The organism is Xanthobacter luteus, from assembly GCF_040049235.1.
Taxonomy (GTDB): domain Bacteria; phylum Pseudomonadota; class Alphaproteobacteria; order Rhizobiales; family Xanthobacteraceae; genus Xanthobacter.
The window spans coordinates 260,764-283,225 of the sequence record NZ_JBDZDO010000002.1 but is presented as its reverse complement, the minus strand read 5'-3'; the positions used below and the strand labels follow the sequence as shown (position 1 = coordinate 283,225).

Here is a 22,462-nt window from a genome sequence, read left to right as displayed (position 1 = left end):
CGTTCAACTGCGCTTGCTTGGGAGAAAGGCTTCGGCGCGGACGGCATCCGTCCGCGCCGGCGCGCCCGCGGCAGCGGACCCGCCGCCCGCGGGAGAGCCTGCTTCAGCGGGCGTTCTGGTCCTCGGCCTTGCGCACCGGCGGCAGCGCGTTCGGCTCGACCGCGTCGAGGCCGTTGTCGATCTTCTTGACGATCTTCTCCAGCTGGTCGGGCTCGGGCTTGAGGTCCCGGGCATGGGCCCACTGGAAGCCGGCCTCCAGGCGACGGCCCACCTTCCAATAGGCGTCCCCCAGATGGTCGTTGATGACCGGGTCCTGCGGCATGCGCAGCACCGCGCGCTCCAGCTCCGCCACGGCGTCGTCATAGCGGCCGAGCCGGTAATAGGCCCAGCCCAGGCTGTCGATGATCGCCCCGTCGTCCGGGCGCAGCGCGGCCGCGCGGCGGATCATGCCGAGGCCCTTGTCCAGGTTGATCCCCTGGTCCACCCAGGAATAGCCGAGATAGTTGAGCACGTGGGGCTGCTCGGGATTGAGCTCCAGCGCCTTGAGGAAGTCGGCCTCGGCCATGGGCCAGTTCTTCGAGCGCTCGTTGCAGATGCCGCGCGAATAGAACAGCGGCCAGCTGCCCGCGGCCGGCGTCGGCAGCAGCCCGATGGCCTTGGTGTAGGTCCCCGCGCACTCGGCGAACATCTTGCGGTTGTTCTGGATCCGCCCCAGGGCGACGATGGCGTCGAGGTCCTGCGGGTTGGCCGCGATGTGCTTCTCCAGGTGCCGGAGCGCCTCGGCGGCGTTGTCGGCGGCGTCGAGATTGACGGCGAGGCGAACCTCGGCGTCGCCCTTCAGCGGGGAACTGGCCGGCACCGAGGCGAACAGCTCGATCGCCTTGGCGGGCTGGTGCATCAGCTCGTAGAGACCGGCGAGCGACATGCTCGCCATGGGATGGTCGGGATCGAGCCAGATGGCGAGCTGGAGATAGGCGAGCGCATAATCCTCCAGGCCCTGGCGGCTCAGCACGCCGCCGAGCCCGAACAGCACCTCGGCGGCGCCTTCCTGGGGCGTGCGCACGAGCGGCGGCATCGGCTTGCCGCTCTTCAGCTCGCTCATCATGTGCTTGACCAGCGGATCGCCGGAATAGCGGCGGTCGAACTCGCGATAGGTCTCGAGCGTCGCCGCGCTGCCGAGATTGCGCGAGCCCCAGCGCACATGGGCGTCGACGGCGCGCACCGTCAGCGGCTCGCTCTTCACGGCGGCTTCGAGCCGCACCCCCGCCTCCTTCTTGAGCCCGGCGGCGTCGAGGATGAGGCCGGCATGCAGGTCCTTGAACTGGCCGTACCAGACCGGGCCCTGGAGGCGGTCGATCAGCTCCACCCCGCTCTTGGGGCTGCCCGACCCGTAGGTGGCCCACGCGGCGAGCAGCGTGGTGCTCATGCGGTCCACGAGGTCGACGCCGGTGCGCTGGGTGGCGGAGGCGAGCCAGGGCGCGAGCAGGGTCGCGGTCACGTCGTCGATGGGGCCGCTCACCGCCAGCGACAGGTTGGTGCGGGCGGTCTGGTACTGGCCGCGCTTGATGGCGCGCACGGCGAGCAGGAAGCGCGCGAAGCGGTGGGTGCGGTCCACCTTGACGATCTTGTCGGCGAGCTTCATCGCCTCGTCCACCTGCCCGCCCAGCAGCGAGGCGAGCATGGTGCGCTCGATGATCTCCTCGTTGCGGCCGTCGAGCTTGAGCAGGTTCCGCAGATAGTAGGCCGCCACCTCCGAATCCCGCTGGACGGTGGCGAATCGCGCGGCGAGGTAGGTGCCGGCGACGCTGATCTCGCTGTCCGAGGGCTGGGCCAGTCCCGGCGCCGGGAGCAGCACGCCGAAAAGGCTGGCGCCTCCGGCCAGTAGAAGGGCGGATGAGAGAGCGCGGAAGGGCTTCACCAGCAATATCCCGAATGACGACGCGCGGCGTGCGCTGCAAACCATTAGCCGCGCCAGATGGCGGGAGGATGGCGGCATTCCCGGCCCGCCGCAAGCGCGGGCAAAGCCGCGCGGCGGCCTGCGCGCGCCGCCATCACGCCCGGTCCGAGGGCGCGCGCCTTGCCGCGATAGCCGCGGCACGGCATAAGCCCTTCATGGAATGGCTGACCGATCGCGCTCCTGCCAAAATCAACCTGACGTTGCGCGTGCTCGGCCGGCGCGCGGACGGCTTTCACGATCTCGTCAGCCTGGTGGCGTTCGCGGGCGCGGGCGACCTCCTGCATCTCGCGCCGGATGTCCCCCTCGGCCTCGACGTCGCCGGCCCCACCGCGACCGCCGCCGGCCCAGCGGCGGACAATCTGGTGCTGCGCGCCGCCGCCGGCTTCGCGGCGCTGGTGCCAGGCGCCCGCCTCGGTGCTTTCCTGCTGGAGAAGCGTTTGCCGGTGGCGGCCGGGCTCGGCGGCGGCTCGTCCGACGCGGCGGCCGCGCTGCGCCTGCTCGCCCGGCTCAACGGCCTGCCCGCTGACGATCCGCGGCTCTTCGCCGTCGCGCGCGAGGTGGGATCCGACGTGCCGGCCTGCCTCGATCCGCGCGCCCGCATCATGCGCGGCCGGGGCGAGCTGCTCTCGGCGCCGCTGCTTTTCCCGCCGCTCGCCTGCGTGCTGGTGAACTGCCGCGCTTCCGTCCCCACTGCCCCGGTCTTCAAGGGCCTCGGCCTCGCGCCCGGCGCCGCGCTGCCCGGCCCGGACCATCCGGAGCCGCTGCCGGCGGACGGGGAAGGCCTCCTCGCGGCGATCGCCGGCCTGCCCAACGACCTCGAGCCGCCGGCGCTCGTGCTCGCACCCGCCATCGGCGCGGCCAAGGCGCTGCTGGCGGGCGGGCGGGAAGCGCGCCTGGTGCGCATGTCGGGCTCGGGTGCCACGGTGTTCGCCCTCACCCGCGACTGCCGCGCCGCCGCCGCGCTGGCCCGGCGCGTCGCGTCGGCCGAGCCGTCCTGGTGGGTGAAGCCGACGATCCTGAGGTGATGCCGATGCCGCTGGCCGCCTTCCTGCTCGCCGCCTTGTGCGAGATCGCCGGCTGCTTCGCCTTCTGGCACGTGGTGCGGCTCGGCGGGTCGGTGTGGTGGCTGCTGCCGGGGCTGGCGAGCCTCGCGGTGTTTGCCCTCGCCTTGACCCAGGTCGAGGCGGCGGCGGCGGGACGGGTGTTCGCCGCCTATGGCGGCATCTACATCCTCGCCTCGCTCGGCTGGATGTGGGGCGTGGAAAGCGTGCGCCCCGACCGCTTCGACGCCATCGGCGCCGCCCTGTGCCTGATCGGGGCGGCGGTCATCCTGCTGGGGCCGAGGGGGTAGCCTAACGCAAACGGGGCGGCCGTGGCCGCCCCGTTCCGAACCAAGGAGGGCGCGCGCTCACTCGGCGGCGAGGCGCACCTGCGGCTGGGCCTCGATCACCGCTGCGTCGACATGCTTCTCGAACTTGCCGAAGTTCTCCTGGAACATGGCCACGAGCTTGCGCGCGGTGGCGTCGAAGTCCGCTTTGTCCGCCCAGGTCTTGGACGGATACAGGATGTGCGGCTCGATGCCCGGCACGGAGGTCGGCACCGAAAAGCCGAAATAGGGATCGGTGCGGTAGGACACGGTCTTCAGCGAGCCGTCCAGGGCGCCGGTGAGAAGCGTGCGCGTGACCTGGATGGGCATGCGTCGGCCGACGCCGAACTTGCCGCCGGTCCAGCCCGTGTTCACCAGCCAGCAGTCGACGCCGAGCTTGGCGATGAGGTCGCGCAGCATGTTGCCATAGACCGAGGGATGGCGCGGCATGAAGGGGGCGCCGAAGCAGGTGGAGAAGGTGGCCTCGGGATCCTTAACGCCCTTCTCGGTGCCGGCGACCTTGGCGGTGTAGCCGGACAGGAAGTGGTACATGGCCTGCGCCGGCGTCAGCTTGGCGATGGGCGGCAGCACGCCGAAGGCGTCGCAGGTGAGCATCACCAGGTTCTTGGGCATCCCCGCCTGGCCGGTCGGGCTGGCGTTCGGGATGAAGTCCAGCGGGTAGCAGGAGCGGGTGTTCTCGGTGAGCCGCCCGTCGTCGAAGTCCGGGACCCGGGTCACGGGATCGAGGATGACGTTCTCCAGCACCGTGCCGAAGCGGTTCGAGGCGGCGAAGATTTCCGGCTCGGCCTCCTTGGAGAGGCGGATGGTCTTGGCGTAGCAGCCGCCCTCGAAGTTAAACACGCCCTGCGGGCTCCAGCCGTGCTCGTCGTCGCCCAGCAAAGTGCGCTTCGGGTCGGCGGAGAGCGTGGTCTTGCCGGTGCCGGAGAGGCCGAAGAACAGGCAGACGTCACCGCCGTCGCCCACGTTCGCCGAGCAGTGCATCGGCATGATGCCCTTCTTGGGCAGCAGGTAGTTGAGGAAGGTGAAGACCGATTTCTTCATCTCGCCCGCGTAGGACGAGGCGCCGATCAGCACGATGCCGCGCGTGAAGTCGACGGCGATGATGGTTTCCGAGCGCACGCCGTGGCGGGCGGGATCGGCCTTGAAGCTCGGCAGGTCGATGATGGTCATGTCCGGCACGTAGCTGTCGAGCTCGGACCGCTCCGGCCGGCGCAGCATGGTGCGGATGAACAGCGAGTGCCATGCGTATTCGGTGTAGACGCGCGCCTTGATGCGGCACGAGGGGTCGGCGCCGCCATAGAGGTCCTGGGCGAACAGCTCCTTGCCCTCGGCCGCCTTCAGGAAGTCCTCGTAAAGGGTCTCGAACTGGGCCGGGGTGATGGCGCCGTTATTGTCCCACCAGACTTCGCCTTCCGTGGAGGCATCACGCACCACGAACTTGTCCTTGGGGCTACGGCCGGTGTGGACACCGGTCTCGGCCATCAGCGCGCCGCCGGAGGAGAGCTTGCCTTCCTGCTTCGCGAGCGCGTGCTCATAAAGCTCCGGCGCCTGGAGGTTCCAGTGAACCCCGGCGAGCTTGCGCAGGCCGAAGGCCTCGGCTCCGCATGCCCTGTTGCGTTGTCCAGTCTCGAGCACGAACGGCCCTCCTCAGTTTCCCAGCGGCATTATGCCGGCATAGCTCCGTCCGGACGTCTTCTGCATCCAGTATGGAGCGCACTCAAGACTAGAGCGGTCCGTCCATCAAGAAAATGTAATTCAAACGTTTAGGAACGGGGCCCGTTGTCGCGGCGCGCCTCGCCCACGAGGCGCACCAATTCCTTGCGCACTGCAGCAGGGCTCGGGCAATGCTCGGCGAAGTCGAGCCGGCGCACGAGATCGCCCATCGCGAGCTCGCACCCGTCCGGGTCGATGGCGAGCAGGCGCCATTCGCCCTCGGGTGCGCCGAGCAGGCGGGTGGCATAAAGGGCGACCGCGTCCGCGTGGTCGCTGTTCATGTGCGACACCACGCCTTCGGTCGCGGCCGCGAGGTCGGCGGCGCCGCTCCAGTCGGTGAGGAGCTTGGCGCCGGGGACGTCGACGATGCGGCCGAAGCCCTCGACCAGGTGCGCGCTCTCCACCTCCATGCGCCAGAACGCGAAATCGGCGAAGTCGGCATAGCCGGCGGCGTCCGCGTGGCGGGCGAGGAAGCGCGGGCGCGCGTCGGCGCCGGCAGCGGCGATGCGGCCGATGAGGCTCGCCCGCGGCGCATTCATGGGGTCGGCGGCGCCGGCGGCGGCGACCAGCAGAGAGATGCGCGGGTCGCGGGCGATGTTCTTGGTGTGCTTGGCGAGGCGCGAGATGAGGAAGGTCGGCCGGCCCGCCTCGTCCGTGGCGACCGCGACCAGGGAGGCATAGGGCGCGCCGCCGTCCTCGAGGGTGCCGAGCGCGCCGAAGCGGGCTTCGCGGATGAGCCGGCGGACGGCGGCGGCGGCGGTGTCGCTCATGGTGGGCCTCCCTTTGGACGGCCGAAACTTGGCCATCGGCCGGCGAGGGACGCAAGCGCGCCGCACCTGCGTCCAATGGCCCAAGCGTGGCCCTGGCGCATCGCTGGCGCCGCGCCGGCTCTTTGCCCGCAAGGCCTCAGCGGGAGATCGCGGCCGGCCGGCCGCGCAATGGATTGGAGTTGTTCCAGGTCCAATGCGGCCGTTGCGGTGCGCCCGATGCTCGCCGGCGCTGCGGATCAGGGCGGGGGCGGACGCCGCCACGCGCCAGGGCGCCTTCGCCATAATTTGGCGTTCACCGAGAATCCCGCTATTTATCCCACCTCTCCGCTTGCGTGTCACATTTCGGCCACGCGAACCGGCTTCACCGCTCGACGCCGCGCCCCTCGGGCGGACGGGTCGGGCGGCTGAAGCTTCGGACGGTTGAATAAAGAGGTGTCATGCCCACCATCGCCCTCGTCGACGACGACCGCAATATCCTCACCTCAGTGTCCATCGCGCTGGAGGCGGAGGGCTATCGCATCGACACCTACACGGACGGCGCCTCGGCGCTCGACGGGTTCAAGACCAACCCGCCCGACCTGGCCATCCTCGACATCAAGATGCCGCGCATGGACGGCATGGAGCTGCTGCGCCGCCTGCGCCAGAAGACCGACATGCCGGTGATCTTCCTCACCTCCAAGGACGAGGAGATCGACGAATTGTTCGGCCTCAAGATGGGCGCCGACGATTTCATCAAGAAGCCGTTCTCCCAGCGCCTGCTGGTGGAACGCGTGAAGGCGGTGCTGCGCCGCGTGGGCGCGAAGGACGGCACGGTCCCGCGCGAGACGGACAGCGCCAAGGTGCTGGAGCGCGGCAACCTGCGCATGGATCCCGAGCGCCACACCTGCACCTGGAAAGGCGAGCCGGTCACCCTCACGGTGACCGAGTTCCTGATCCTGCAGGCGCTCGCCCAGCGCCCGGGCGTGGTGAAGAGCCGCAACGCCCTGATGGATGCGGCCTATGACGACCAGGTCTATGTGGACGACCGCACCATCGACAGCCACATCAAGCGCCTGCGCAAGAAGTTCAAGTCCGTGGACGACGGCTTCGAGATGATCGAGACCCTCTACGGCGTGGGCTACCGCTTCAAGGAATGAGTGCCCCCCAGCGCGTCGCGCCGCGCTCCGGCGCGGACGATGCCGAGATCGAGACGAGGGCCGCGGCGCGCGCCCCGGCCGCCGCGGCGCAGGCCGATGCCGCGCGCCAGAGCGAGAGCGTCGGCATGGTCGGTGCCGAGGTCCAGGACAGCGAGGCCCCGCCCGCCGCGAAGACGTCGCGGGGCGGGCTCGTGGGGGCGTTCGGACGCGCCCGACGCTTCGTCGCGTTCAAGAGCTTCTCCTCGCTCACCCGCCGCATCGTCCTGCTCAATCTTGCCGGGCTGTGCGCGCTGGTGTCCGGCATCCTCTATCTGTCCGAGTTCCGCGCCGGCCTCATCGATGCGCGCGTGCAGAGCCTGATGGTGCAGGGCGAGATCATCGCCGCCGCAATCGCCTCCTCCGCCCAGGTGGAGACCAACGCCATCACGCTCGACCCCGAGCGTCTGCTGGAACTGCAGGCGGGCGAGAGCTACGGGCCGTCCGAGGAGGGGTTCTCCAGCTTCGAGTTCCCCATCAATCCCGAGCGCGTCGCCCCGGTGCTGCGCCGGCTCGTGGGCCCGACCGGCACCCGCGCCCGCATCTATGACCGCGACGGCCAGCTGCTGCTCGATTCCCGCTCGCTCTATTCGCGCGGCGAGATCCTTCGCTTCGACCTGCCGGCGCCCAACGGCCCGGAGCCCGGCCCGTTCGAGCGCGCCTGGCACGCGGTCTTGCTCTGGTTCGGGCGCGGTGACCTGCCGCTCTACCGGGAGTATGGCCCCCAGGCCGGCAAGAAATATTCCGAGGTCGCCGCCGCCGCCGTCGGCGTGAAGGACGCCGAGGTGCGGGTGGACGACCGCGGCCGCGTCGTGATCTCCGTGGCGATCCCGATCCAGCGCTTCCGCGCCATCCTCGGCGTGCTCATGCTCTCGACCCAGGGCGGCGAGATCGACGAGGCGGTGCGCGCCGAACGGTTCGTGATCGTGCGGGTGTTCCTGGTCGCGGCCGCCGTCATGGTGCTGCTCTCGGTGCTGCTCGCCGGCACCATCGCCGACCCGGTGCGCAAGCTCGCCGGCGCCGCCGAACTGGTGCGCCGGCGCATCAAGACGCGGGTGGAGATCCCCGACTTCACCGCCCGCTCCGACGAGATCGGCCACCTGTCGCGCGCGCTGCGCGACATGACCGGCGCGCTCTACAACCGCATCGAGGCGATCGAAAGCTTCGCCGCCGACGTCGCCCACGAGCTGAAGAACCCCCTCACCTCCCTGCGCAGCGCGGTGGAGACCCTGCCGCTGGCGAAGAGCGACACCTCCCGTGGCCGCCTGCTGGAGGTGATCCAGCACGACGTGAAGCGCCTCGACCGGCTGATCTCCGACATCTCCGACGCGAGCCGCCTCGACGCCGAGCTGCAGCGCCAGGAGGCGGCCGCGGTGGACCTCGAGCAACTGCTCGAGACGGTGGTGGGCATGGCCCAGGACGTGCGCAAGGATGACGGCGTCAGCGTCACCCTCGCCTTCGAGCGGGTCCAGGGCGCGCCTGCCGGCTTCGAGGTGGCGGGCCATGCCTCGCGCCTCGGCCAGGTGGTGGACAATCTCGTGTCCAACGCGCGCTCCTTCTCGCCGCCCGGCGGCTCGGTGCGCGTCACCTGCCGGCGCCTCAAGGACGGGGCCCAGATCGTGGTGGACGACGACGGGCCGGGCATCCGCCCGGACGCGCTCGCGCGCATCTTCGAGCGCTTCTACACCGACCGGCCGCACCAGGGCTTCGGCCAGAATTCCGGCCTCGGCCTGTCCATCTCCAAGCAGATCGTCGAGGCCCACGGCGGCAAGATCTGGGCCGAGAACCGCATGGGCGCGGACGAGGCGGGCGCGCCGAAGGTGCTGGGCGCGCGCTTCGTGGTGCGCCTGCCCAAGGTCTGACCGCCATGGACGCGCCGGACACGCCCCCATCCGCGCCCTCCGGCGGGCGGGCGCGGACCGAGCACGGCACCTGCGTCGCCATCGGCGAGAGCGGAGTGCTCATCATCGGCCCCTCCGGCGCCGGCAAGTCGAGCCTCGCCTTGAAGCTGATCCTCGACGGCCCGCGCTGCCTGCCGCCGGCCGAGCTGGTGGCGGACGACCGCGTGGTGCTGGAGGCGGAAGGCGGCGTCCTCGTCGCCCGCCCGCCGCCGCTGCTCGCCGGACTGATCGAGGTGCGCGGCCTCGGCATCCGCCGCCTGCCCCATCGCCCACGGGTGGCGCTCGCCCATCTGGTGGAGCTGGGGCCGGACGCTCACGCAGCGCGCATGCCTAACTTGGAGGCACTAAGAAGCACGCTTCAGGGGTTTCCGCTGCAGCGCATCGGCGCCGCGAGCCCGGAGGAGGCCGCGCTTCTCATTGCGGCCCTTCTTTGCAGCGCGGATTACGACAACTAAATGTGCTTTTGTGCGCTGCACCCCTTGCGTATTTTTTGAGCCGCTCTGAATATGGCGCTCCCGCGCTGCGGGAGGCCTTCATGGGGGTGAAGGCGGAGGGAACATGATCGGTCTCGTCCTCGTCACCCACGGCCGCCTCGCCATCGAATTCTGTTCCGCGTTGGAGCACGTGATGGGGCCGCAGAGCCAGATCGAAACCGTGACCATCGGTCCCGACGACGATATGGAGCGGCGGCGCCATGACATCATCGATGCCGTGGCCAAGGTGCAGAGCGGCGACGGTGTCGTGATCCTGACCGACATGTTCGGCGGCACCCCGTCCAACCTCGCCATCTCCGTCATGAGTTCGCCGGACGTCGAGGTGGTGGCGGGCATCAATCTGCCGATGCTGGTCAAGCTCGCCAAGGTGCGCGGCGAACTGCCCCTCGATGAAGCCGTGAACTGCGCCCAGGAAGCAGGCAGGAAGTATATCAATGTCGCGAGCCGCGTCCTTGCCGGCAAGTGAGTTCGTCGGAAGCGCGCCCCAAGAGGGGCAGGACCCCGCCGTCGCCTGTGGCCGTCCGCTCGGGCCCGGCACGCTCTCCCGTTGCCTGCCGATCGTGAACAAGCGCGGCCTGCATGCCCGCGCCTCGGCCAAGTTCGTCCAGACCGTGGAGCGATTCGACGCCTGCGTGGGCGTCTGCCGCGGCGGCGAAGAGGTCGGGGGCACCTCCATCATGGGGCTGATGATGCTCGCCGCCGGCCCGGGAACCTCGATCACCGTCACCGCTCGCGGCCGCGAGGCGAGCGCCGTTCTGGAGGCCCTGTGCGCCCTGGTGGCGGACCGGTTCGGCGAGGAAGAATAGCGCTTTTCTGGCGGTGCGCCGATCCGAACCGCCGCACATGCGCCGCGCCGGCGCCCCGGCCTCGCCGGCGCGTCCGCACCGCGGGCGCGATGGGATCTGCCCCGTTTCCGATCCGGCCGTCGGGCGGCTCACGTCGCAAGCCGATCAGAAAACGCGTTCTCTTTCTTCAAGTTAGAGCGCGATTGACCGCACAAATTAATGCCGTCAGCCGCGATCGCGCCCTAGCGGCAGACGCGCGCGATACTTATTCTTACCTTAATCGATTATCAGGGCGTCGGCTTTAAGATCCGCAGGGGTTTGGTCCGCCGTAAAGCAGGCATGTTCAGGATCGCGAGCGACAGGGCCGAGGGCATCGGAGCGCCGTCCAGGCGGCGACGCTTCGGCTTGTCCGCCAAGTTGCTCGCCCTGACGGTGGGCGTCGTGGCGGCCGCGGAAGTGGCCGTGCTGGTGCCGACCATCGCCAATTACCGCATCGCCTGGCTCTCCGATCGCCTCGCCGCCGCCCGCACCGCTGCCCTGGTGCTCGACGCCGCGCCCCAGGACCGCATTCCCGCCGACCTCACCCACGATTTGCTGGCGAGCGTCGGCGCCAAGGTGATCGTCGTGAAGAAGGAGGACACGCGGCGGCTGCTCGCCATGTCGGACATGCCGCCCGAGGCGGACGTGCACATCGACATGCGCGACGGCAGCCTCTGGAGCATGGTGCGCGACGCCGCCGCCACGCTGCTCGCCCCCAACGGGCGCATCCTGCGCCTGGTGGGCGATCCGCCGTCCGGGGCCGACTTCATCGAGATCGTGCTTTCGGAGACGCCGCTGCGGCGCGCCATGCTGGGCTTCGCGGCGACCGTGCTGTTCACCTCGCTGCTGGTGGCGGTGGCGGCCGGCATCCTGGTCTATCTGTCCCTCAACTGGCTGTTCGTGCGGCCCATGCGGCGCCTGACCGAGCGCATGTCGGCGTTCCGCGAGAACCCCGAGGACGCCTCGCGCATCATCGTGCCCAGCGGGCGCACGGACGAGATCGGCACCGCCGAGGAGGCGCTAGAAGAGCTCCAGCGCGGCCTGTCCCAGACGCTGCACCAGAAGAGCCACCTCGCGGCGCTCGGCCTCGCCGTCTCCAAGATCAACCACGATCTGCGCAATCTGCTCGCCTCGGCGCAGTTGCTCTCCGACCGCCTCGCCGGCCTGCCGGACCCGACCGTGCAGCGCTTCGCGCCCAAGCTCATCGCCGCCCTCGACCGGGCGGTGGCCTATTGCGAGCAGACGCTCTCTTACGGCCGCGCCCAGGAGCCCCTGCCCCACCGGCGCGAGGTGCCGCTCGCCCAGCTGTTCGAGGAAGTGCGCGAGACCCTCGGCCTCGGCACGGGCTCCGCCATCGCCTGGAACGTGAGCGTCGAGGAGGACGCGGCGGCCGACGCGGACCCCGACCAGCTGTTCCGGGTGATCCTCAACATCGCCCGCAACGCCCTGCAGGCGCTGGAGGCGCGCGCGCCCAACGATCCCGCGCGCGACCAGATCGTGCTGTCCGCCCGGCGCACGCCGACCGGGACGCAGATCGAGATCGCCGACACCGGCCCGGGAATTCCGGCGGCCCGGCGGGCGCATCTGTTCGAGGCCTTCGTCTCGTCGGCGCGGCGCGGCGGCACCGGGCTCGGCTTGCCCATCGCGGACGAGCTGGTGCGCGCCCATGGCGGCGAGATCCGCCTGGTGGAGCAGGCGACGGGCACGGCGTTCCAGATCCTCATCCCCGACCAGCCCGGCACCCCGCGGCACCGGCGCGAGCGCCTGCGCGCCTGAGGCCCCTGCGCGCGCCGGCGGCGGCCGCGCCCCGAAGCCGTCCCCCGGCGCGCGCGGCGTCCCATGGCTGCGCCCATGCTGTGCCGCCGCATGGGGCCGGCCGGTTGTCCACAGCCCAAGGGGCGACGGCCGGAGGCGCGCCCTTTTGCCGTCTTTGGCCTTGCCAGGGAGGGGAAAAAGGGGTAGCTGACGGGTCCTCGCGGCGCTGGCCGCTGCGATCCCCGGGGAGCACCACCTCCCCCGTCCGGCCCCTGGCCGGTGCCGCGGGAAAATGCGCCGGTAGCTCAGCTGGATAGAGCACCAGACTACGAATCTGGGGGTCGGGAGTTCGAATCTTCCCCGGCGCGCCATTCCCGAATTGTCGTTTGCAAACTGCTGGAAAGCCTTGAAAAGCAAGGTGGTTTGCGGGGTTCGAAGTCCCTCGGAGACCGCATATTGGATGCGGCCCCAAACAGGAGTCGGAGCATCTTCCGACGACTCTCAATCTTGCCGGAATCCCATAGAATCCGTGGGGTTGAGAGGAAACTGAAGCAGGTTCGAAAAGCTTCCTCGAAGCTGCGTTTTGGATGGGCTCCGCTGGCCGCTTTCTCGGCCATGCGATTTTCCTCGTCATGCAGCTTGCGCAGCTGCGCCTCATAGATGCTCACCAGCGCGGAATCGTCTGAACCGCCCCTGGATTCCTGGACGCCTTCTTCCCTAAATTTTGAGGCAAGAAGGCCCCGACGGGCAAAGCGAACTTCACCGAGGACTTCAAGCGCGACGCGGTCGTTCAGATCACCGGGCGGGGCTATCCGGTTGCGGAGGCCGCGGCGCGGCTGGGGATCAGCAAGTACTCGCTCTACGAGTGGAGGAAACGGTACGGCAAGCCTGCCGCCGTGGCCCGCGGCCTGGCCGCCATCCTGAACACGCTTGCCTGCGTTCAGTCGCAGGTAAAGGCAGGTGTGCAGCCTGTCTTCAGACTGGCGCGGCCGCCTGCGGGCGCCGCAGCCGCGGCGGGCTGGGAGAGGTGAGTTCGTCGTCGATGAACTCCATGCGGTCCTTGCCCCAGAACATTTCATCGCCTACGAAGAACATGGGCACGCCGAACGCGCCGCGCGCGATGCCGCGGTCGGTCTCGGCGATCAGTTCGGCCCGGATCTCCGCGCTTTCGACCAGCGCCGCGAACCGGGCCGTGTCGACGCCGAGCCCGGCGGCGATGGGCAGGAGGCCGGCGACCTCGCCCACGGCGGCGTCGTTGCGCTCCCAATAGGCGGCGAAGATCTGCTCCATGAACGCCCATTCCTTGTCGAAGCGCCGCATGGCGAGGGCGCCGCGCAGGGCCGGGCTGGTCTTCATCGGGAACTTGGTCGGCATGGAGAACGGCAGGTCGTGCTTCCTCGCCCAGCGCATCAGGTCGGCCTTGCGGGCGCGCAGCTTGGCCTTCGGCTCCTCCATCAGCACGTAATTCTCCTTGCGGAACACGTAGCCGAGATTGAAGGGGTGCGGCACGACCCGGGCGCCGTGCCTGGCGGCGATCGGCTTGATGAGATGGAGCGCGAAATAGCTGTTCGTGCTGCCCAGATCCCAATAGAAATCAATTACTTTGCTCATGGCGTCCTCCTGTTGTCAGCGGATCCTGCGGCGGCTGGCGCGGTGCGCTAGATCACGCCCGCCTGCGACAGCCGCGCCAGTTCCTCGGGGGAAAGGCCGAGGATGTCGGTGTACACCTCGCCGTTGTGGACGCGCGGGAGCGGGGCCTGCTCGGCATAGCTGGTTTCGGCGTGCGAGAACTTCACCGGAAAGGCTGGCGCCACCGCCCCACCGGCCTGCGGCGCCAGCGGATTGACGAGCGGCTCCAGCATCCGCCGGGCGATCATGTGCGGCCAGGACGCCACCTCCTCGATGCGGCGGATCGGCCCGCAGGGAATCTCGCGCGCGTCGAGCGCGGCCACCACCTCGGCGGTGTCGCGGGTCGCGGTCCAGGCGCCCACCACGGCGTCCACCCGGTCGTTGTTGGCGATGCGCCAGCCGCGGCTCATGTGGTCCGGGCAGTGCAGCAGGTCGTCCCGGCCCATCACGCCGAGCAGAGCGCGCCAGTCGTCCTCGGTGCCGGCGCCGATCGCCACCATGCCGTCGCGCGTGGGATAGGTGTTGAACGGCGAGAACCGGGTGATGCGGTTGCCCTGGCGCAGCGGCAGGCCGAGCGTGCCGTAGCAGTCGAACGGCTCGTCGAACACCAGCGAGATCAGGCAGTCGGTCATCGACACGTCGATGAACTGGCCGGCGCCCGTGCGCTCGCGCTGATAGAGCGCGCCGAGCACGGAGGCGAAGGCGAAGGTGCCGGCGATGCCGTCGGAGAGCGGCGAGCCGGTCTTGCTCGGCGCGCCGTCCGGCGCGCCGGTGATGCTCATGAACCCGCTCGCCGCCTGCACCATCAGGTCGAACGCCTTGCGGTGGCGCTCGGGCCCGGTGGAGCCGTAGCCGGTGATGGCGCAGTGGATGATGCGCGGATTGCGCGCCTTCAGCGTGTCGTAGGTGATGCCGAGCCGCTCGGTGACGCCGACGCGGAAGTTCTCCACCACCACGTCCGCCTTCTCCACCAGCCGCAGGAACAGCTCGCGCCCCTCCTGCGATTTCAGGTCGAGGCTCACCGACTTCTTGCCGCGCGAGCGCTTGAGATAGGCGATGCCCACATCCTCCGGCGCGGCGCGCGTGAAGGACACGCCCGCGGCGCCGAGAAAAGGCGGGGCGTCGAAGGTGGGATCGCCCTTGGCGGGATCGTCGATGCGGATCACCTCGGCGCCGAGCGCGGCGAGGAACAGCGTCGTCTGCGGTCCCGACAGGAAGCGCGAGAGATCGAGCACCCGCACCCCCGACAGGATGCGGTCCGGCGCCGTCCGCGGGGCGATGTCGTCTGGGTCCGGCGATGGCTTCAGCATGGTTGCGGCCGCGTTCGATGGGAGAGCCCCGAACCTCTCGTCTGCGGGCCCCGGTGTCCAATATCCGGTGCGTCCCGTTTGATATGCCGGGCGACCTCACGTGATGGCGCAGCCGGCTACGAACCCCGGCGCTGACCTGCTAGATATCTCGGGCATGAGCATCGAGCTTCGCCATCTCCGCTATTTCGTCGCCGTCGCGGAGGATCTGCATTTCGGGCGCGCCGCCGAGCGCCTCGGCATCTCGCAGCCGCCCCTGAGCCAGCAGATCCTCGCCCTCGAGCGCATCCTCGGCGCGCGCCTTCTGGAGCGCACCAACCGGCGCGTCGCGCTCACCGACGCGGGCAAGCTGTTCCTCGCCGAGGCGAAGGAGGTGCTGGCGCGCGTGGACCAGGCGGCCGCCATGGCCGAGCGGGTGCACCGGGGCGAGGCCGGAGAGCTCCGCGTCGGCTTCTTCGGCTCCGCGCCCTTCGTCACCGAATTCCAGCGCCTCATCTACACCTTCCGCAATACCCATGCGGACGTGCATCTGGACCTCAAGGAGCTGCCGACCTTCCAGCAGGTGGACGCACTGCTGGAGGGCCGCCTCGACGTCGGCTTCGTGCGGCCGCTGGAGCCGGCGCCGCAGGCGCTGGCGCTCACCGCGCTGTCCCGGGAGCCGTTGATGGCGGTGATGCACTCGGACCATCTGCTCGCCCGCAAGCGGGGCGCGCTGCCCATCTCGGCGCTGGCCGGCGAGCCGTTCGTGCTCTACGCGCGCGGCATCGGCACCGGCCTGTATCAGCAGGTGATCGATCTGTGCCGCAATGGCGGCTTCGCCCCGCATGTGCGGCAGGAGGCGAGCGCGACGCCGACGATGATGGGTCTCGTCGCCGCCGGCGTCGGCGTGTCGATCCTGCCGGCATCGCTGGAGCGGCTGAAGTTCGACGGCGTGAAATTCCGCCCGCTGGCGGACGAAGGCGCGGTGACCGGCGTGTGCCTGGCGCGGCGCTACGACGACCGCTCGGCGCTCGTGCGCGCCATCTTCGACGCCGCCGCGCGCCTGAAGCGGACCGGCTAGGACGCGAAGGGCCGGGGCGACGGCGCCCCGTCGCGCGCCGCCGCATCGAGGGCGGGATCGCGCACCAGGACCTGCTCGGCGTAGAGCCGGGCGATCTCGCCGGAGGACAGGCCGAACCCCTTCAGGACCTCCTCATTGTGCTCCCCCAGACGGCCCGCCTTCGGCCCCGCGTCCGGCGCCCATGCCGAGAAGCGTACGGGCATGCCGGGCACGTCGAAGCTGCCGATCGCCGGATCATGGACGCGCCGCACGGTGCCGCGCGCCTTGAGGTGGGGCTGCGCCACCACCTCGTTGAGGGTCAGCACCGGGGCGGCCGGCACGCGTTCCTGCTCCAGCGCGGCGAGGCAGTCCTCGCGCGTGCCGACATGGGCGAGCCAGTCTTCGAGGATGTCCTTCAGCGCGTCGTTGTTCGCCTTGCGCGCGCCGGGCGTGGCGAAGCGCTGGTCCTTCAGCAGTTCCGGCCGGCCCATGGCCGCGACCAGCTGCGGCCACTGGTGGGCCAGCGACATCAGCGTGATGAACCGGCCGTCACCGCAGCGGAAGATGCCAGTGGGGCCGCCGTCCGGATGCTGCGAGCCGGTCCGCTTCGGCTCGTAGGCGCCACCGCGTAATGCGATGCGCGGCACACTCGCCTCGTGCATGTGGAAGTAGGTGTCGACCAGGGTCGCCTCCACATGCTGCCCCTCGCCGGTGCGCTCGCGGTGGAGCAGCGCCGCGACCACCGAGAGCGCCGCCGAGACCCCGGTCGAGACGTCGCCGATGGCCATCGTGATCATGGCCGGGCTGCCGTCCGGCTCGCCCACCAGCCCGGTGATGCCCGCATAGGCTTGGCCCATATAGTCGTAGCCCGGCCGGTCGGCGAGGGGACCGCTCTGGCCCGCAAGCGAAATCGAGCACATGACGAGGCGCGGATTGATCGCCTTCAGGTCCTCATAGGACAGCCCCGCGCGCGCCATCACGCCCGGGGCGAAGTTCTCCACCACCACGTCGGCCTTGGCGATCATCGTGCGCAGAAGCGCGCGCCCCTGCGGATGCTTGAAGTCGAGCGCGACGCAGCGCTTGGAGTGGTTGTGCTGGAAGAAATAGGTGGAGTGGGGCGCCGCGTCCTTCGCCGCATTCTGCGCCTTGAGGCCCTGCACCCTTGCCCGGTCGCCGAACGGGGCAAGTTCCACCTTCACCACGTCTGCGCCCATCTCCGCCAGCAGCCGCGTGCAGGTCGGACCGGCGACGAACTGCGTGATGTCGATCACCGTGTAGCCGGTGAGCATTGCGGGGCGCGGATCCATTCCTCGGCTCCTTGAGGGCCATCCCGGGGACGAGCGGTTCCCCTGCTTATGAAAGCCGGCGGCCGGGCAGGTCCAATATGCGCGAGGTCTGCTTCAAGTCGCGCCAAGACATGAGGGGCCGCGAGCGCCATTCCAAGTCGCGGCACCTATCGAACCAAACTCTGAACGTCTTGGACGCAGTGCAGTCCCCTTTCTAGCGTCTCGTGGACCGGAGGCATGCCGTGCTCGAGCTTTATTTCTGGACCACACCGAACGGCTACAAAGTGACGATCCTGCTCGAAGAGCTGGGGTGGGACTACACTGTCGTTCCGATCCATATCGGCAAGGGCGAGCAGTTCGCGCCGGAGTTCCTGAAGATCAGCCCGAACAACAAGATTCCGGCCCTCGTCGACCATGACGGGCCGGGCGGGTCGCCTTACGCGCTGTTCGAGTCGGGCGCGATCATGATGTATCTGGCGGAGAAGAGCGGCTTCCGCTTCCTGCCGCAGGACATGCGCGCGCGCTACGACGTCGTCCAGTGGCTGATGTTCCAGATGGGGAGCCTCGGCCCGATGCTCGGGCAGGCGCACCATTTCCGCCGTTATGCGCCCGAGACCATCCCCTATGCCGTGGAGCGCTACACCTCCGAGGCGGCGCGCATCTACCGCGTGCTGGACCGCAGGCTGGGCGAGGCGGAGTACCTCGCCGGCAGCTATTCCCTCGCCGACATGGCGGTCTATCCCTGGCTGCGGGCCCACGATTGGCAGGGCCAGAGGCTTGAGGATTTTCCCAACGTCCTGCGCTGGTACGGCGCCGTGCGCGCGCGCCCGGCGGTGCAGCGCGGCCTCGCGGTGCTGAAGGAGCGCCACGCGCGCAACCGGGCCAAGCCAGAGGGCGCGGCCTGGGACGCGCTCTTCGGCCAGACCCAGTTCTCGGAAGCCGCCCGCCGCGCCAACGACGGGCAGGATCAGGCGCCCGCGCGCTGAACCGGACAACGGGGCGGTTTCTGCCGGCCGGCCCCGCAGCACAGATGGCAGGTCACGTCGGGCGCGGCCCGGGGAGGAAAAGATGAAGAAATTTCTGCTCGGGGCGGCCGCCGCCTCGGCCGCCATGCTCATGCTTGCCGCCGGCGCCAGCGCGCAGACATTTCCCGACCGGGCCATCACCATGGTGGTGCCCTATGCCGCCGGCGGCCCCACCGACACGGTGGCGCGTCTCGTCGCCGACGCCATGAGCCGCAATCTCGGCGGCCGGATCGTCGTGGAGAACGTCGCCGGCGCGGGCGGCACGCTGGGTGCCGGACGCGTGGCGAAGGCCGACCCGAACGGCTACACGCTGCTGCTCAATCACATCGGCCAGGCCACGGCGCCCACCCTTTATCCGAACGCGCCGTACGATTCCCAGACCGCGTTCGAGCCCATCGGCCTGATCGCCGACGTGCCCATGACCATGGTCTCGCGGCCCGACCTGCCGCCGAAGACGCTCGCCGAGCTGATCGACTATGCGCGCAAGAACAAGGACAAGATCACCTACGCCAATGCCGGCCCCGGCACCGCCTCGCATCTGTGCGGCATGCTGTTCATGAATCTCACCGGCCTCGACCTGACCACCGTGCCCTACAAGGGGACGGGGCCGGCCATGATCGACCTGATCGGCGGCCAGGTGGACTTCATGTGCGACCAGACCACCAATACCACCAGCTACATCCGCGCCGACAAGGTGAAGGTCTACGCCACCACCACGGCGGCGCGGCTGCCCACGCTGCCGCAGGTGCCGAGCGCGGCGGAATCCGGCGTGCCCGACCTCAGCCTCACCATCTGGCATGGCCTCTATGCGCCCAAGGGGACGCCTGCGGCAGTGGTGGAGAAGCTGCAGCGCGCGCTGCTCGCAGCCCTTGAGGATCCGCAGATCAAGCAACGCTTCAACGAGCTCGGTGCCCTGGTCGTGCCACCCGGCGCGGTGACGCCGGCGGCGCTGAAGGCGAAGCTCGCGGCCGAGATCGTGCGCTGGCACACCGTGCTCGGCCAGGGCCAGTCGGCGCGGAACTGATCACCTGCGTGTCTTCTTCGCCAAGGCCCGCGGCGCGGCTTCGCGCCCGCCGTTTTGACGGAAGAGCTTCGAGCATGACAGGCTCAGCTTGCGGCGCCCAAGCAACGCTCTTTCGGGCGCCGAAGGCGGGCGGCATGGCCGGGATCGCCGGGCGCCGCCCCTCTCGAACCCTCGGGCGCTCCGAGAGGGACAGATGGGCCTTGCGGGAAACGGCACGTTCCTGGGAAATGCCAAACGGCCGGGTGGGCGCCAAGGCGCTCACCCGGCCGGGACTCAGGGGTTCGTGAACCTCACTCGGCCGCTTCAGCCCGGATCGGCTGCTGCGGGCGCATGTCGGCCCGGTCGATGCCGGCGACACGCACCGGCTTCTTCATCGCGTCGCGGCGGAAGGGCTCGCCCAGCTCCTGGTTCAAGATGACCTCAATGAAGGTGGTGATCCCCTTCTTCTGGTCCTCCGCCGCGTTCTTCAGAGCCTCGGTGACCTCCTGCGGCGTGCGCGCCGCCACGCCCTTGAAGCCGCAGCCCTCGGCGATCTTGGCATAGCTCAGTTTGAGATCGAGCTCGGTGCCGACGAAATTGTTGTCGTACCAGAGCGTGGTGTTGCGCTTCTCCGCGCCCCACTGATAGTTGCGCAGCACCACCATGGTGATGGCCGGCCACTCGTCGCGGCCGATGGAGGTCATCTCATTGATGGAGATGCCGAACGCGCCGTCGCCCGCAAAACCGAACACCGGCGTGTCGGGGGCGGCGATCTTCGCGCCGATGATGGCCGGGAAGGCATAGCCGCAGGGCCCGAACATGCCCGGCGCCAGATACTTCCGGCCCGCCTCGAAGGCGGGATAGGCGTTGCCGATGGCGCAGTTGTTGCCGATGTCCGTGGACAGGATGGCGTCGCGCGGCAGGCCCGCCTGGATCGCCCGCCAGGCCTGGCGAGGCGACATGCGGTTCTTCTCGCGCGCGCGCGCATCGGCATTCCAGGAGGTGCCCGGATCGTCCTCCTCGTGGTCCATGGAGGACAGCGTCTGCAGCCAGGCAGACTTGGTGCGGTGGATCAGCGCCTTGCGCTCCTCGCGGCCGGTATCGCCCGCCGCGTTGGAGAGCTGGTCGAGGATCTGCTGGGCCACCTGCTTGGCATCGCCGCAAATGCCCACCGTGATCTTCTTGGTGAGGCCGATGCGGTCGGCATTGATGTCCACCTGGATGATCTTGGCGTCCCTGGGCCAGTAGTCGATGCCGTAGCCGGGCAGGGTGGAGAAGGGGTTGAGGCGGGTGCCCAGCGCCAGCACCACGTCGGCCTTGGCGATCAGCTCCATTGCCGCCTTCGAGCCGTTATAGCCGAGCGGCCCCACGGCGAGCGGATGGCTGCCGGGGAAGGAATCATTGTGCTGGTAGCCGCAGCACACCGGCGCCGAGAGGCGCTCGGCCAACGCCGCGGATTCGCCGATGGCGTCGCCGATCACCACGCCGCCGCCATTGAGGATCACCGGGAACTTGGCTTCCGACAGGAGCTTGGCCGCCTCCGCGATGGCGGCCTTGCCGCCCGAGGGGCGCTCAAGGCGCACGATCTGCGGCAGCTCGATATCGATCTGCTGGGTCCACATGTCCCGCGGCACGTTGATCTGGGCCGGAGCGCAGCCGCGCCAGGCCTTCTCGATCACCCGGTTCAGGACCTCGGCCACGCGGGAGGGATCGCGCACCTCCTCCTGGTAGCAGACCATGTCGCGGAACAGGGCCATCTGCTCCACTTCCTGGAAGCCGCCCTGGCCGATGGTCTTGTTGGCCGCCTGGGGGGTCACCAGCAGCATCGGCGTGTGGTTCCAGTAAGCGGTCTTCATGGCGGTCACGAAGCCGGTGACGCCCGGGCCGTTCTGGGCGATGGCCATGGCCATCTTGCCGGTCACGCGGCTGTAGCCGTCGCAGATGAGGCCCGCATTGGTCTCATGGGCGCAGTCCCAGAAGGTAATACCGGCCGCGGGGAACAGATCGGACACGGGCATCATGGCCGAGCCGATGATGCCGAAGGCGTGCTCGATGCCGTGCATCTGCAGAACTTTAATGAACGCCTCTTCGGTGGTCATCTTCATGGTGCTTCTCCTTGGCCGGGTGCACGGACGCGGACATCACCCATGCGCGGCGATACCCGGTGCGCGGTCCCAAATCGGTACGTCCCTCAGCTCTTGCGATGTCTCCTCGGATCACGCGGCGGCCGTGGCCGGTGCCCGCGCGCCCGCCCTTGACTTCGGCCATGGAGTTCACCGCTAGCTTCCGCGGACCGTGCGGCCATCGAACCGACGCCGCACGCCGGAAATCTGACCGCTGCCGATCCTGGCCGCAAGAGATAATTTCGATTTTTGTCTTCAAATGCGACAAAAAATGGAATAGGAGCATGGTGGAGATGGACGATATCCCTGACGCCCCACCCGCAATGAAGGCATTCGGCCTCCTGGAGGTCATCGCCTCCATGGACCATGCCCCCACGCTGGCGGAGCTCACAGAGGTGGCGGACCTTCCCAAGCCGACCCTTCACCGATGGCTGGCCATGCTGGAGAACGCCGATCTGATCCACCGCCTGCCCGATGGGCGGCGCTATGAGCTGGCGGCGCGGGCGACCACGCTCGCCTTCTCCATCCTCGCCAACAGCCCGGGCTCGATGCGGCGCCACCAGATCCTGCAGAAGGTGGCCGCCGACCTCGGGGAATCCTGCAATTTCACCGTGCTTCAGGGCTATGAGGTGATCTATCTCGACCGTGTCGAGGCCGCCCTGCCCTTGCGGGTCGCGTTCCAGAAGGGCTCGCACGTGCCGGCGCACTGCTCGGCGTCGGGCAAATTGTTCCTGGCCATGATGTCGCCGGCCAAACGCGAGCGGCTGCTGCGCGCGACCGGCCTTAAGCGCTACACCCCCAACACCCTCACCGATCTGGCCGCGCTCGATGAAGAGTTCGCCAAGGTGAAACGGCAAGGCTACGCACTGGACGATGAGGAGTTCCTCTCCGGCCTTTTCTGCATCGCCGTGCCGATCTTCGATCTCGCCCGAGGCGAATGCGTGGCGGCCTTGGCGCTCCAAGCCCCCATCGTGCGCCTGTCCCGCGCCAATGCCGACGCGCGCCTTCCCGCGCTCCGATCGGCGGCGGAGGCCCTGGCGACAACGCTGACATGACCTGAACTTTCGACCGGAGAGC

The 22,462-nt window shown here is 69.3% G+C and carries 19 protein-coding genes, 1 tRNA gene and 1 pseudogene; 14 read left to right on the top strand and 7 right to left on the bottom strand.

Features of this window, described 5'->3' with window-relative positions; translation table 11 throughout:
• Positions 1–103: 103 nt before the first annotated feature.
• On the bottom strand, positions 104–1,855 hold the full coding sequence (locus tag ABLE88_RS09895) for a tetratricopeptide repeat protein (protein ID WP_348831376.1): 1,752 nt from the start codon (positions 1,853–1,855) through the stop codon (positions 104–106).
• Positions 1,856–2,112: 257 nt separating this feature from the next.
• Between ABLE88_RS09895 and ABLE88_RS09890 the strand changes: the two genes are divergently transcribed.
• Both ABLE88_RS09890 and ABLE88_RS09885 read left to right on the top strand, forming a co-directional pair.
• Positions 2,113–2,982, top strand: a complete 870-nt coding sequence (locus tag ABLE88_RS09890; RefSeq protein WP_348831375.1) for a 4-(cytidine 5'-diphospho)-2-C-methyl-D-erythritol kinase — start codon at positions 2,113–2,115, stop codon at positions 2,980–2,982.
• A 5-nt stretch (positions 2,983–2,987) separates the two neighbouring features.
• Positions 2,988–3,308, top strand: coding sequence for a YnfA family protein (locus ABLE88_RS09885; RefSeq protein WP_348831649.1), 321 nt, complete (start codon positions 2,988–2,990; stop codon positions 3,306–3,308).
• 57 nt (positions 3,309–3,365) lie between these two features.
• Here the strand turns inward: ABLE88_RS09885 and ABLE88_RS09880 are convergent, their stop codons facing one another.
• Positions 3,366–4,979 carry a phosphoenolpyruvate carboxykinase gene (locus tag ABLE88_RS09880; RefSeq protein WP_348831374.1) on the bottom strand — a complete coding sequence of 538 codons (1,614 nt, stop codon included), beginning with the start codon at positions 4,977–4,979 and terminating at the stop codon, positions 3,366–3,368.
• Between the two features lie 128 nt (positions 4,980–5,107).
• Positions 5,108–5,827: a HugZ family pyridoxamine 5'-phosphate oxidase gene (locus tag ABLE88_RS09875; protein ID WP_348831373.1), complete on the bottom strand. Its 720-nt coding sequence runs from the start codon at positions 5,825–5,827 to the stop codon at positions 5,108–5,110.
• 437 nt (positions 5,828–6,264) lie between these two features.
• Here ABLE88_RS09875 and ABLE88_RS09870 point away from each other — a divergent pair, with 437 nt between their 5' ends.
• The 8 genes and pseudogenes from ABLE88_RS09870 to ABLE88_RS09835 form a co-directional block, all read left to right on the top strand.
• Positions 6,265–6,963, top strand: a complete 699-nt coding sequence (locus ABLE88_RS09870) for a response regulator transcription factor (RefSeq protein ID WP_348831371.1) — start codon at positions 6,265–6,267, stop codon at positions 6,961–6,963.
• A gap of 125 nt (positions 6,964–7,088) precedes the next feature.
• Positions 7,089–8,861, top strand: coding sequence for a sensor histidine kinase (locus ABLE88_RS09865; protein WP_348831648.1), 1,773 nt, complete (start codon positions 7,089–7,091; stop codon positions 8,859–8,861).
• Between the two features lie 5 nt (positions 8,862–8,866).
• Positions 8,867–9,355, top strand: a complete 489-nt coding sequence (locus tag ABLE88_RS09860) for an HPr kinase/phosphorylase (protein ID WP_348831370.1) — start codon at positions 8,867–8,869, stop codon at positions 9,353–9,355.
• 103 nt (positions 9,356–9,458) lie between these two features.
• Positions 9,459–9,860 carry a PTS sugar transporter subunit IIA gene (locus ABLE88_RS09855; protein ID WP_348831369.1) on the top strand — a complete coding sequence of 134 codons (402 nt, stop codon included), beginning with the start codon at positions 9,459–9,461 and terminating at the stop codon, positions 9,858–9,860.
• Between the two features lie 85 nt (positions 9,861–9,945).
• Positions 9,946–10,200 (top strand): HPr family phosphocarrier protein, encoded by a 255-nt coding sequence (locus tag ABLE88_RS09850; protein WP_348831646.1) that lies wholly within the window; start codon positions 9,946–9,948, stop codon positions 10,198–10,200.
• A gap of 318 nt (positions 10,201–10,518) precedes the next feature.
• Positions 10,519–11,994 carry a sensor histidine kinase gene (locus tag ABLE88_RS09845; RefSeq protein WP_348831368.1) on the top strand — a complete coding sequence of 492 codons (1,476 nt, stop codon included), beginning with the start codon at positions 10,519–10,521 and terminating at the stop codon, positions 11,992–11,994.
• 273 nt (positions 11,995–12,267) lie between these two features.
• Positions 12,268–12,344, top strand: a tRNA-Arg gene (locus ABLE88_RS09840).
• 375 nt (positions 12,345–12,719) lie between these two features.
• A pseudogene (locus tag ABLE88_RS09835) lies at positions 12,720–12,878 on the top strand (transposase); the annotation flags it as partial.
• A gap of 70 nt (positions 12,879–12,948) precedes the next feature.
• Here the strand turns inward: ABLE88_RS09835 and ABLE88_RS09830 are convergent.
• Both ABLE88_RS09830 and ABLE88_RS09825 read right to left on the bottom strand, forming a co-directional pair.
• Entirely contained in the window at positions 12,949–13,584 is a 636-nt protein-coding gene (locus ABLE88_RS09830) for a 2-hydroxychromene-2-carboxylate isomerase (protein ID WP_348831367.1), read from the bottom strand.
• A gap of 47 nt (positions 13,585–13,631) precedes the next feature.
• Positions 13,632–14,912 carry a CaiB/BaiF CoA transferase family protein gene (locus ABLE88_RS09825; RefSeq protein WP_348831366.1) on the bottom strand — a complete coding sequence of 427 codons (1,281 nt, stop codon included), beginning with the start codon at positions 14,910–14,912 and terminating at the stop codon, positions 13,632–13,634.
• 154 nt (positions 14,913–15,066) lie between these two features.
• Between ABLE88_RS09825 and ABLE88_RS09820 the strand changes: the two genes are divergently transcribed.
• On the top strand, positions 15,067–15,969 hold the full coding sequence (locus ABLE88_RS09820) for a LysR substrate-binding domain-containing protein (protein ID WP_348831365.1): 903 nt from the start codon (positions 15,067–15,069) through the stop codon (positions 15,967–15,969).
• Here ABLE88_RS09820 and ABLE88_RS09815 read toward each other — a convergent pair.
• Positions 15,966–17,255: a CaiB/BaiF CoA transferase family protein gene (locus ABLE88_RS09815; protein WP_348831364.1), complete on the bottom strand. Its 1,290-nt coding sequence runs from the start codon at positions 17,253–17,255 to the stop codon at positions 15,966–15,968. The two genes, ABLE88_RS09820 and ABLE88_RS09815, sit on opposite strands and share 4 nt — an antisense overlap.
• A gap of 221 nt (positions 17,256–17,476) precedes the next feature.
• On the opposite strand from ABLE88_RS09815, the gene ABLE88_RS09810 reads away from it, so the two are divergent.
• Both ABLE88_RS09810 and ABLE88_RS09805 read left to right on the top strand, forming a co-directional pair.
• On the top strand, positions 17,477–18,220 hold the full coding sequence (locus ABLE88_RS09810; protein WP_348831363.1) for a glutathione S-transferase N-terminal domain-containing protein: 744 nt from the start codon (positions 17,477–17,479) through the stop codon (positions 18,218–18,220).
• Positions 18,221–18,302: 82 nt separating this feature from the next.
• Positions 18,303–19,283, top strand: coding sequence for a tripartite tricarboxylate transporter substrate-binding protein (locus tag ABLE88_RS09805; RefSeq protein WP_348831362.1), 981 nt, complete (start codon positions 18,303–18,305; stop codon positions 19,281–19,283).
• A 290-nt stretch (positions 19,284–19,573) separates the two neighbouring features.
• On the opposite strand, the gene xsc is transcribed toward ABLE88_RS09805, so the two are convergent.
• Positions 19,574–21,367, bottom strand: a complete 1,794-nt coding sequence (gene xsc / locus ABLE88_RS09800; protein WP_348831360.1) for a sulfoacetaldehyde acetyltransferase — start codon at positions 21,365–21,367, stop codon at positions 19,574–19,576.
• Positions 21,368–21,678: 311 nt separating this feature from the next.
• Between xsc and ABLE88_RS09795 the strand changes: the two genes are divergently transcribed.
• Positions 21,679–22,440, top strand: coding sequence for an IclR family transcriptional regulator (locus ABLE88_RS09795; protein WP_348831358.1), 762 nt, complete (start codon positions 21,679–21,681; stop codon positions 22,438–22,440).
• Positions 22,441–22,462: the final 22 nt, after the last annotated feature.